The 10,997-nt window shown below is 69.4% G+C and carries 8 protein-coding genes and 2 pseudogenes; 6 read left to right on the top strand and 4 right to left on the bottom strand.

Going from position 1 to position 10,997, the window contains the following annotated elements:
* Positions 1–114 precede the first annotated feature (114 nt).
* Positions 115–467: pseudogene (locus ADK55_RS39555) on the top strand (glycosyltransferase family 2 protein); the annotation flags it as partial.
* A gap of 314 nt (positions 468–781) precedes the next feature.
* Here the strand turns inward: ADK55_RS39555 and ADK55_RS05045 are convergent.
* Positions 782–2,954, bottom strand: a pseudogene (locus tag ADK55_RS05045) (TerD family protein).
* A gap of 683 nt (positions 2,955–3,637) precedes the next feature.
* Here ADK55_RS05045 and ADK55_RS39550 point away from each other — a divergent pair.
* Positions 3,638–3,814 carry a hypothetical protein gene (locus ADK55_RS39550; protein ID WP_234349900.1) on the top strand — a complete coding sequence of 59 codons (177 nt, stop codon included), beginning with the start codon at positions 3,638–3,640 and terminating at the stop codon, positions 3,812–3,814.
* Positions 3,815–4,454: 640 nt separating this feature from the next.
* Here ADK55_RS39550 and ADK55_RS05035 read toward each other — a convergent pair.
* Both ADK55_RS05035 and ADK55_RS35920 read right to left on the bottom strand, forming a co-directional pair.
* Positions 4,455–6,215, bottom strand: coding sequence for a hypothetical protein (locus ADK55_RS05035; RefSeq protein ID WP_053676235.1), 1,761 nt, complete (start codon positions 6,213–6,215; stop codon positions 4,455–4,457).
* Positions 6,216–6,462: 247 nt separating this feature from the next.
* Entirely contained in the window at positions 6,463–6,666 is a 204-nt protein-coding gene (locus ADK55_RS35920) for a helix-turn-helix domain-containing protein (RefSeq protein ID WP_078998491.1), read from the bottom strand.
* Between the two features lie 625 nt (positions 6,667–7,291).
* Between ADK55_RS35920 and ADK55_RS05030 the strand changes: the two genes are divergently transcribed.
* The 4 genes from ADK55_RS05030 to ADK55_RS05020 all read left to right on the top strand — a co-directional run bounded on the left by ADK55_RS05030 (position 7,292) and on the right by ADK55_RS05020 (position 10,277).
* Complete coding sequence (locus ADK55_RS05030) at positions 7,292–7,567, top strand: hypothetical protein (RefSeq protein WP_053676234.1); 276 nt, start codon at positions 7,292–7,294, stop codon at positions 7,565–7,567.
* A 208-nt stretch (positions 7,568–7,775) separates the two neighbouring features.
* Positions 7,776–7,952, top strand: coding sequence for a hypothetical protein (locus tag ADK55_RS38335; RefSeq protein ID WP_159041284.1), 177 nt, complete (start codon positions 7,776–7,778; stop codon positions 7,950–7,952).
* A 670-nt stretch (positions 7,953–8,622) separates the two neighbouring features.
* Positions 8,623–9,510: a hypothetical protein gene (locus tag ADK55_RS05025; protein ID WP_053676233.1), complete on the top strand. Its 888-nt coding sequence runs from the start codon at positions 8,623–8,625 to the stop codon at positions 9,508–9,510.
* A 335-nt stretch (positions 9,511–9,845) separates the two neighbouring features.
* On the top strand, positions 9,846–10,277 hold the full coding sequence (locus tag ADK55_RS05020; protein ID WP_053676232.1) for a hypothetical protein: 432 nt from the start codon (positions 9,846–9,848) through the stop codon (positions 10,275–10,277).
* Positions 10,278–10,386: 109 nt separating this feature from the next.
* Here ADK55_RS05020 and ADK55_RS05015 read toward each other — a convergent pair.
* Positions 10,387–10,997 (bottom strand): hypothetical protein (locus ADK55_RS05015; RefSeq protein WP_234349899.1); only part of this gene is annotated, 611 nt, incomplete at its 5' end.

Raw genomic sequence — 10,997 nt, 5'->3', positions numbered from 1 at the left:
CGCTTACTCATGTTGCTCTTCATGCTCACTACCTGTGACTGCTTCCTCCGGGACCATCCGTCCCAGTATCAAGCTGTCCAGCCGACAGGGGGAAGCTCAGAGTTTCGTACTGCGATGGCTTCGGTTCTCGCCCAGCGGGACGTGGATCTGCGCATCGTGGTCGTCGGGAACGGTGTGGAGCCCGACCATGTTCCCGAAGGCGTGCAAAGTGTCTCTCTGTCGCAAACGCCGGCATTCCAGAAGGTCGCAACGTCGGAGCAGATGCCCTGGCAGCCCACGGTGCCGAATTTGTGCTGTTCTTCGACAACGACGCGGTCCTGCCGGACCCGCACACCCTTACTCGGCTGATCGCCGAGTTCAACCGGCACCCGCAGGCCGCCTACGTTCAGCCCCGGATTGCCGACCCGGCCACCGGTGAGACGCTCGGCCGGTGGGTTCCCCGGCTGCGGTCCAGCGACGCCTGCCGGGACCACAGTCGGACTGGGCCGAGTATCACCGGAGCTGGGACACACCCGACCAGCCCTCCTTACGAGGACCCGTGCGAAGCCCGGCCCGTTCGACAGCCTTGGTCTGCGCCTTCGCCGAGCGGGCCGAGCTGACCGCCGAGTTGCCGACCCGAGCCGGAGCGGAGGCGCCGGCCACGCGAAAGGCCTCCCGCCGTCCCGCGTACAGGCGGGGCGGCCGGAGGCCTCAAGTCGGTGGCGAGGAAAGCGAAGGAACTAATTTCAAGGAGTGTGGAGAAGGAAGCCCCTTCATGGCCTCGCCACGGACACGCTAACAGTCAGGCGGGGATCAGGTCACGCAGGTTTTCGGGAGTGACGATCCGCGACCCCGGGTGAAGCCCGGCGGGGCGCTCCAGGCCGATGTAGGTGACGGGTCCCGCCGGAACGGTCTCGCCGTCCCACAGGGTGACGGTCGTCGCGCTGCTGGTCATCAGCTCCGTGAGGTGGCGCACGGTGAGCTGCTCGCGCTCGACGATGGCGCGCAGCAGCGTCGCGACCGTCACCCGGTTGCCCTCGACCCTGTTCGACGACGGAGTCCCCTTCAGGTAGAGGTTCAGCCACTTGGCACGCCACCGGCCGTCGGAACCGCGCAGGAAGACCAGCGGCAGGGCGACCCGGCCCGGACCGCGCAGTTCCGACTTCATGCGTACCGTGCGCGGCTCGAACGGGCGTCCCCTCTGCGCGCCTTCGCGCAGCATGAACCCGAAGAACGACTCCTCGACCTCCTCGAAGCCCTCTCCGGAGAAGATGTTGATCTGCGGAACGATGTAGGTGGCGCGCACAGCGCCCAGACGCAGGTTGATGAACTCCGAGGCTCCGTCCGGCGCGTTCGTGATGTCGCCGGAGTGCTCGCCCTCGACCCCGCGCAGATGGGTGTACGACAGCCAGGAGGCGGTCGAGTAGTCGGCGTCCAGGAGCGCTGCCGACAGGTCGTAGTCGGTGGAGTGCTCGCTCTGCTTCCAGTACACGAAGAAGCGCAGCAGTTCTCCGTCGACGCGGGACACCGAGCCGCGCGGCAGCACGCCGAGCCCGGACGCGGTGGCGTTGCCGCTCAGTGGCAACGCCACGTCCAGGACGTCCGGGTCGATCAACAGATGGGCCGTGGCGGGCAGCCGGCGGCGCAGCTCGGCGTCGAGCGCGGCGATCAGCCGCTTGCGCTCGGGCGCGTACACCGGTCGCCGGTCGTCTTCGGCGACCCAGGCACGGCCGAGGCGGTTGACGAACACGCGCTGCTCGCCGGTCTCCCGCTCACGGTTGTGCAGGTGCTCGCGCACGGACAGCACGACCCGGCCGGAGACCTCGGGGACGACCTGCTCGGCGGCGGCCACGACGACGTCGCGCTCGTCCTGGGTGAAGGAATCGCGCAGCAAATGGTCCAGGGATCGGAAGAGCTTGCCCGGTGCGGCTTTCAACACCTCGACCGCGGCGGTGGTGTCGCCCCGGGCGAGCAGGTTCTCGACCCGGCTGTCCAGGGACCGCGCCGTCTTCTCGCCGCGGGCGACGGCGAACACGTCGGCCGCGTGCGGCCATTGCGGGTACTCGTGCGGGTGGAGCCGCTCGCCGAGCCGCTTCCACCGCTCGCGGTGGGCGTGTACGTCGGCGAGCTTGGTCGGCGACGCGGCGACGACCGCGTCCAGGCCCGCGAGCAGCGCCCGGCGCACCGATCGGGGCACGGTGCGCAGCCGCGTCGGCTCCCGCAGCGTGACGTCGCCCCCCCACAAGCGCGCACGCCAGACGGAGCACATCGGTGACCGTGTCCAGCAGCAGGCCCGCACCGGCCATCAGCCGGGCGTGGTTGACCACGGCGCGGTTCTCCCGTACGGGGATCTCCTCGGGCTGCGGCCCGTGGGCGCAGTGGCCGGCGAGGACCCCCAGGTCGTGCAGGCCGTCCTCGCCGAGCGGGGTGGTGCTGCCGGCCAACGCCAGGTAGAGGAAGGTGATTTCGGCGTCGAGGGCGCCGCCCGGGTGCAGGACCGTCACACGATCCCCCGCGGCGGCGATCAGCTCGTCGTGGTGGGCGAGCATCTCGGCGTAGGTGTGCCGGACGTTTCCGTACGACGGGAGGGTGAGCAGGTTCACCACACCGGCGCTCAGCTGCTCCAGCGTGCTCGCGCGCGTGGTGTCGTCGGCGAGCGCGTCCCGGATGCACCGCATCCAGAAGTCGAGGGTGTTCGGGACGTTGGCGGGGAAGTCGATGAAGTACGCGTTGTGCCGGACGTGGTCGCCGACCATCTCCCGGACGATGCCCAACGTCCGTACGGCGGTCTCCACGACGGCGCCCTCGGAGAGCCCCGACAAGTGGGCGAGCAGCTCGGCCGAGAGTTTGAAGCCCACGGACATCAACGCGGCGTCGAACTGCTGCGCCGCGACGGCGCCGTCCCCGACGGGTCCTGTGGGGCAGGGGATGCGGTGGGTGTGCCGGATGACCAGGGGTTCGAGTCGGTGGACCATCCCGGGATGATCCCAGGCCGATGCGAACAGCCGCACCCGGTTTTCCCCCGCACCCGCCCGGGCGGAGTCGACCCGGGGATCAGATCACCAGCGTGCCTGCGGCCGGCGGCGGACCCGGTCGTCACCATCCGCTGCGCCATCGGCCTGCGCGAAGCCCTCGCCGACCACCATCAGCACGACCCCCTGTCCCTACCGTCCGGAGAAACCCGTTGACGACCATCACGCTGCTGCACCCGGGAGCGATGGGCACCGCTCGCATCCTGGGCCGTCGCCAACGGCCACATGGTCCTGTGGGTGTCCGAAGGCCGCAGCCCCGCGACCCGCGCCCGCGCCGACAAGGCCGGCCTGACCTAACGCCCCGACCTCGCCGGGGCGCTGGGTGAGAGCGATATCATCCTGTCGGTCTGCCCGCCGCACGCAGCCGAGGACGTGGCTCGATCCGTCGCCGAGCACGGACACACCGGCCTCTACATCGATGCCAACGCCATCAGCCCCACACGCCTTGACGCCCTCAGCTCGCTCCTCGGCCCCAGCGCCGTCTTGGACGGCGCGATCATCGGCCCGCCCCCTGCCGACGGCAAAGAGGCCCGCCTCTACCTGGCCGGCGCCGAAGAACATCAGCAGCTCGCGCGCGACATCTTCGAGGGCACCGCGGTGAAGGTCCGCGACGCGGGGCCCCGGAAATGCGTGAAGTCGCCGAAACCCTACAAGCGGCCGACCTGCCGGCGCACCTTGCCCATGCCGCAGCCGAGACCATGCGCCTGTGGGACGCGGACAAGGACTGCGGCGACCTCACGCCGAGCGAGGTGCTCGCCCACCTCCACGTCACCGTCACCGACCCGGCCACTCGCCCCCGTTAGCCCCTGCGGCCTGGCCGGGCGGCGGCCCGCGGTCTCGGCCGGGCCCGCGAAGTTCATCGGGCACCTGCGGACTCCGGGTGGACCGCCAGCCGAGCCGAGAGACTGCTCCGCCAGATCCAGATCCAGCCCCACACCCGCAACTTCATCGCGGCCGCGGCCGCGGGGGAGGGGTTCGCCGACGGCGCGGCGTTCCGCGAGCAGTACGGGGGAACTCCCCCTAAAGACTGTCAGTGCGCTCCTCGCCCGATAGCGTCCGCCAACTACTTCCGAGTTGTGTGAACGGTCAGCCCGCAGCATCCGACCAGATCGGCCATCACCCTCGACGAGGTCGCCGAAGCGGCCGAATGGCCTTCGGTGCCGTCCATGCAGCGAAGCACCGTCGAACGCTGCATCAGCCGCCTCAAGCAGCGGAGCAGACTCAGGTCCTGGTCGTGGGCGATTCCGATCAGGCCGCTCTCACAGCTGGCGAGGCTCTGGGGGGTCGAGATCGGAATCACACGAGCGAGCTGCTGCCGGTCCACCGGCGGCAGGCGCGCGCTGACGTGGTCGGGGGAGACTCAGGCGACGGACAGGCACCAGTCCACGGGTGCAGTGAAGCAGCGCCGCCGTCCGGCGCAGGGGTGCGCGAGGCGGCCTGGGCCTACCGGCTGGTGGGCTCAGCGAGTGTTCCCGTTGACTTTCGTTCTCGCTCTGCCGTGGCCTGCCGCTTCCACTCCAGGTACTCCCTGCTGGGGGAGGTGGCGGCCTTCCAGGATGCGCCTTCCTCCGGTGCATGGATCTCCTCTGTGGCGTCGTCGCGGTGTTCCTCCTTGCCGTCGGGCACGTGGTCGTGGAGCTGGGCCGACACGGCGGCACGATCCATCGGGGCGGCGTCCTGTGCGGTGAACTCAGCGGCCACGGAACCTGCTTCACGCGCGCAGGCTGTCGTGGTCGCGTAGGTGGCAGCGCTCTCCATGCCGCTGGCCCCGGCGAGGGCATTGCCGTGGTGTCGCTCGATCTCGACCCCGTGGGCTTCTTTGTTGCGTTGCTGGGCCTTCGCCAGCATTTTGTTGGCTTGCGCGTTGATGATGCGTTCGTTGCGCCGATAGTGGCAGGTGGTGCACTCCTCGCGGGTATCGATCAACACGCCGAGTTCGCAGTTGGGGAGTTCGCACGCCTGGGCTGTGAGCAGCTCGGCGAGGTAGCCGACTGGTCGCGCGATGCGGTCCGCTCCCGTATAGCCGGCGCTCGATCGGACGGGGCCGCCGGCGCGGTGCCAGCCGGCGTTGATTCGGGCCACGGCGTGCGACACGGTCCGCGGGTACAGGGCATAGGGCCCGCTCCTGGCGTCCGAGTAGTGGCCCAGGAGTTCTCGGACCGCGCGGCGCAGCGTCGGGATCCTCTCGGCCCTGGACGTAGAGAACGCCAAGGCGTCCAAGGCCGCGTACACGTCGGCCTCACCGGCCACTGGCGTCAGCTCGGCGAGGACGACCCACTTGCGCCCACGGCCTTTTCCCGCCGATGGCCCTCTCTTGCGCTCGGCGGCGGAGCCGCCCAGGGCGGTCGGCCTTTCAACGCCCGCGCCCTCGCAGACACCTACACGGGTCAAACCAGCCGCACCTTGGCCTACGGCCGTCACCCCCGATGGAGAGGAAGCCAAGACAGTAGAAGTAAAGGGACAGGAGTCCGCTGCGGCTTCCCCCAGGTCAGCCCCGGGATCCTGGTCGAGACTCTGACCAGTCTGGTCGCAATTCCAACCCGACTGGTCAAGATTCTGACCAGCAGGACGCTGGTCAGAATCTTGACCAGAGCCACGCTCGGCGGCCTTGGCCGCGGTGCGGGCGGTCTCCCGGGCGGCGGCGGCGAGCGCCGCGCGCTCGGCTTCAGGCCGGATCGCCTCGAACTTCTCGTCGGTGTTCCGCCAGCGCGGCACGTACCCGTTCACCGGCTTGTCGTGGATCTTGATCCGTAACTTGCGGCCCTGCGCCTTGCCGGAGGACGACGTGGTGATCGGTTCGCCTTCCGGCGTGCTGACCAGGCCGACGAACGACAGTCGGCGGAGCATCTCGCGGATCTTGCCCTCGCTGGACGGCTTCCCGTTCGGGCCCGGGATGAGCCTGCCCATCTGGGCAAGGGTCAGGGCACGGACCCGGTTCGTGACGGCCCTGGTCTGGTACACCAGCGAGCGAAGAACCACATAGCCGCGAACGTCGGAGTCCCGCAGGTCGTCACAGAGACCGATCCAGTCCAGGACGTACGCGCCGAAGAAGGGATCGACGTCCGGCCCCTGCAACTCGGCCGTACGACCGACGCCGAATGCGTTGCTCATCGCGCACCCCCCGGCGGGGGCCGTGGGGTCGGTGATCGGCGTCGTCTGGGCGTCGGACACGGTTGGTGCCGGGCGGGTGTGCAGGTCAAGCATGGAAAAGATCTCCCCTGGGACGGGGAGCCGTGGACGACGACGTGACCAGACAGGGTCCAAGGATGGTGGCCTCCGTGTGAGGACGCATCTATCCTGGGCATCGGTGACCTCGTGAGCCCTCGGGTTCACGAGTTTCACCCCCGGCGAGGTCACCTCACCGGACACGACTCGGATTGCTTGCAGGCTGGCGAGTCGTTTGCTGTATCGAGGCCGTTCCTGTTGGCGCAGGGACGGCCTCACCGCGTTTCTAAGGTTCTCCGGACGGGGGCGCGATGGCGTCGGGGTGCTGCTGGGACAGGGCACGCAAGAGCCGCCCGTAGGCCCTTCGCCGTTCGCCCTTGGGTTCCGCGTAGCCGGCTTCCCAGCGCGCGACCTGTACGCGGCCGACACCCACCGCGGCTCCCACTTGCGCCTGCGTGAGCCCGGCAGCCCGTCGTAGATGCCCACGCATGTCCGGCGCAGGCAACCAAGTGGCTTGCGACAGCAGCACGTTCAGCGGGTCATGAGCGGTCGTCACTTCGCACCCCCAACCTTGACTACAGGAAAAGATACATCCCAGCTACTCGTTCCGCAGCAGTTCAAGTGTCAGCGCTGCGACGTAGGTTTTGATCGACCACTGCAAGGAGACCGCCTGAGGAAGGTGATAGCCGATACCTCGGACGCCACGCCGAACCAAGCCACGTCGATCCCTCCATCGGCCAAGGTGTCGCCGAGGTCGGACGAGACGACACCTCCCGTCGGCATCGGCCGCGCCGTCCGAGCCGGCCGCTCTCGCACGGCCGCCGGAGCACAGTGGGAGAGTCTCGGTCGAGGAGTACGCCGAACGGCGGGCTGGGCCGCCGGCACCTGGGCCGGGACCGGGGCCTCGACCACGCGCGGCGGGCCGCGTCAGAGTTCGGCCGGGGTCGCGGCCGGCGTCCGCTCCGGCGTCGGCGTCTGGACCACCGTTGGAGCGGGAGCACGACTACGCCGACGTCCGCCACCAAGCGCCGGTCTCCCGACCGCGGTGCGGGAACCCGCGTTGGACGGGAGAGCGCTGTTCGGCGTCCGGTCCTTCGGCACGGCCACCGGAACCGGTGTCCGACGCGGAGACTTTCGCGGCGCACCTGGCCGACGCCCACGGTATCCGAGGCGTCACGACGGGCGTCCCGGTGGCGGCCGGTGAGATCACGCTCCTGCTGGCCCCGTTCACGGAACTGCCCGCCGCGGCAGTCGCCGGCCTGGTGGTCGATGATCTTGTGGATCCCGACGACGGACCGGTGTCACCGGCAGCTGAGGTGCTGGTGGAGCCTCATCCGTTCTTCGCTCCTCGGGCAGAGCACATCCCGACCCGGTTCCGGCCGGCGCGGTAACCTCGCCGACCGCGCCGGAGGCCTCGACGGTCGACGCCCGGTCGGTCCCTCGTCAGCACCGCCGAGACGTGCCGTCCCCCGGGAGCGAGGCTCTCGCGGAGACGTCGACCGCTGCTGGCGGTGCCGTCACGGCGCGGCTGCCGGAGCAGGACTCCGATGTTGACGACGGCCTGACGGAGACTGAGCGTCGGGTCCGCCAGGTGGCTCTGTGGCTGGACGAGCCGACGCGGAGGGAGAGAAGCTCGCGGGCGCGGAAGTCGCCCGCCGGCTCGGGGTCTCTCCCAGCACCCGTCAACGTCTCCTGGGCGGCGCCGTCCAGTACCGAGAGGAACACCGTCGTCAGTCGGGGCGCGGACACCTGCGGTCGGTCACCAACCGCGCCTGACCCAGCTATCTGAGGTACCGGTGACCGCTGGCGTGTCTCCGGTGACTGGCCTCGACCCGCTCCATCCGACCGGTGACTCACCGGCTATTCGCGTCAGCCGGCGTTCTGACAGAGCTGCTACCGGAGCGGGTGGCCGGTGACTGACCGCGTGCACGGTGGTCTGGGACGCCGGTGACCGGTCGGTCACCGGCGTCCCAGACCTGACCGATTGACCGGTGACTGGTGACCGATGGCTGACCGGTCACCGCCTCCGTCTTCGTGGAGCCGGTGACCGGTGCCGGTGACCGGTGACCGAAGGCCGACCTGGTGATCAGACCGAGAGCGCCGGTTCAGTGAGTCACCTGGGAGCGGGCAGGACCGGATGGTCGACGTGATGGTGCTCGATGTCGACACCGCGCTCACCGCCCCAAGCTGTCCAGACTCGCGGGGCGACCGCCTCCGCGACTGCCACGGAGCGTTTGCCGGGTCCTGCCGTCCGCCCGCCCCGCGTATGCCTGCCCTCCGTCCTGCCCCCAAGGGCCTCGCGTGCGCGCGGTTCACCGGATGGGATGGTGGCAGTGACACACGAGCGGCCGAGGGAGCAGGAGCAGGCGTGCCCAGACACGAACGTGATTCCGAAACCACGCCCCCCACACATCGCTCCACGCTGCGGGATGGCTCTCCCCTGCGTATGCCCGACGCCGTCTCCGCCGTCGCCATGCTCAACTCGCCCGACGCCGGCACCGATTCGCTTCGGCCCCACATGCACGCCCTCCAGCGTGCCGCGGGAAACGGCGCCTTGGCCAAGGCCCTCGCTGGCCGCCGCGACGCCTCCGTACGTACCTCCGCGGCACGCGGCGCGCGCACTGGTGGGCCCGTCCAGCGGGCCGACACCGGCACCACGGACGCGGGTCCGTCCGACGACATCACCTACCGGCTCCAGCTCCAGGTCAAGAAGGAGCGCCGGATGCGCGAACCCGAGTTCTGGGACGGTGACAGCATCGGCCACGCCTGGGTTGTCCTCTACACCGAGTCCGGCGGCTCCACCTCGTACAAGTCCTACGGCTTCTTCCCGGTCGCGCCTCTCAACGGGCGCCGCGAGGTCATGGCGACGGTGCCCGGCGTCGTGAAGAGGAACTGGGACCTGCCCGAAGGGGCCTCCTCCCTGCTCGAAACGGCTCTGACGCAGGAACAGGTTCTCAAGTTCAAGGAGTACGTCGACCAACACGACGCCGACGACTACAACCTCGCCCGCTACAACTGTGTCTCCTTCGCCCGCGGCGCGTTCAAAGCCGCCACCGGCAAGAGCGCCCCAGGCCTCGGCCTCCCGCTCCTGGAGAACCCCAATCTCCTCCAGGACGCCATCAAGCGGTCCAACGAGAAGCAGGGCAAGCCGCGGGCGGGCGAGCCGATCACGGACGCGTACGCGGGTGACGCCAGCCCCACCAGGGCGGAACGCCTTCAGCAGCGGGCCGACCACCCATCCAACACCGGCAGCGACTCCGACGAGTCCGCCCCGCGCGGCAGGGCCGCCGTACCCGCGGTACGGCCCGCCTCAGAACGCTTCCCACTCGATTGAGTCTGGCGGCCATCACACCGATCAGTACTTGCGTACACCAGGCCTATCGCGGGCGGTTGCGCAGAGCCTTCGACAGGTCGAGCTACAGGCCGTCGGTGACGAGCCGGTGGGCACCGTCGTGGCGGACACCGATCGAGCGGATGACGGTGGTGACGGGGCCGGCCCGTCAAGGTGTGTGATCTGCATGCTCACCACGATTCCGGTCCCGCCGGCGCTGCGGTAGGAGTTGCCCGTTGCCTGTCTGGAAGGGTGCGGGACCGGTTTCGCGACCGTGGCCGGAGGGGGTTTCATGAGCCATAGCCTGGGTCTCAGGTTGAAGAGGCGGGAGAGTACACGTGGATGCGCTGCGGATCGATACGGACGGCTCGGTGGTCGCGCTCCCGTGGCCGGAGGAGTACACGGAGCGTCGGGGGGTGGTGCGTACGGCCGTGGGCGGATCAGCGGACGCCGCCATCTATCACCGCCGGGCGCACCTGCATGTCCACGGGAACGGGCAGGCGGAAGACCTGCCCATGAACCTGTCCGCGTGGGTCCTCGCCTCCCACTGGCGAGGAGTGGAGATCCCGTACGCCTTCCACGGGCCTGTCGTGGTGACCGGTCCGCAGTTGGACGGGCTGGATGAGTCCGTGGCGCGTCAGGTGCTGGCGATGTGCGCCGCGGTCGCGGATGTGCGGGCGGAGTGGGTGACGCGGTTGCCGGTGGGGGAGTCGCAGGCTCGCGCCGAGTTGCTGGCCGCCGTGCGGCACGCGGTCACGGCGTTGGCGTGACCGGTCGGTCGCCGGGTATCGGCACACCAGCCTGATATCCGGATTGCCTGGATACGCGTGCGGGGCCTGCCGTTGGCAGGCCCCGCTTCTGTGCCAAGGGACTTGTGCGCTATCGCATGGAGGCGGTCGGGTTCTTGCCGCTCTGCGCTTGCAAGATTCGGTTGGCCACCATGTTCCCGGCCTCTAAGAGGCGGTTGACGACTTTCTCGCCGGGGCGCCAAGAGTACTCGACGTTCGCGATCACGGCTCCCAGGCGGATGGCGAGTCCCGCCCTTTCCCAGTCACCGACGGGTGACAACGGGTAGAAGACGTAGCCGTCCATCGGGCCGACGGGCTGGTCGCCTTCTGAGCTCCACGTCCGGAAGTGTCCTGTCGCGGTGGAACTGTTCGGGAACGAGATCAGGCGGACCACCAGTTTCTGTGACTTGTCTTCGGCGGCGCTGGCTCCCAGCGCGACCGCGTCGGCACAAGCCTCGTCGCCCCATCCTTCGGACTGGCAGATCGCCGGGTTGGAAAGGTCCCAGGCCTGTCCGCCCCTGTGCTCCATCCCCTGCGGGAAGTGGATGCCCTGGGGGAGTGCCGCGCTCATTCGATCCAAGTACAAGACCGACTTTGCCGGTTTGGCCGGCTGCGTCGCTGCCGGCGGTCCGGGGTCCCACCCCTTGCCATCCCAACCGGCGCCGGCGTCGGTGCCGTTCTCCGTCGTGCAGCCGGCGAGTA

The organism is Streptomyces sp. WM4235 (assembly GCF_001279725.1).
Taxonomy (GTDB): domain Bacteria; phylum Actinomycetota; class Actinomycetes; order Streptomycetales; family Streptomycetaceae; genus Streptomyces.
Note: the sequence above shows the minus strand (reverse complement) of the source record. Positions and strands in the feature narration are given on the sequence as shown.

Bases quoted from the DNA above. Each gene is read 5' to 3' on its own strand.
- ADK55_RS39550 (WP_234349900.1), top strand. From the start codon at position 3,638: ATGCGTGAAGTCGCCGAAACCCTACAAGCGGCCGACCTGCCGGCGCAC.
- ADK55_RS05035 (WP_053676235.1), bottom strand. From the start codon at position 6,215: ATGCTTGACCTGCACACCCGCCCGGCACCAACCGTGTCCGACGCCCAG.
- ADK55_RS35920 (WP_078998491.1), bottom strand. From the start codon at position 6,666: ATGCGTGGGCATCTACGACGGGCTGCCGGGCTCACGCAGGCGCAAGTG.
- ADK55_RS05025 (WP_053676233.1), top strand. From the start codon at position 8,623: ATGCCCGACGCCGTCTCCGCCGTCGCCATGCTCAACTCGCCCGACGCC.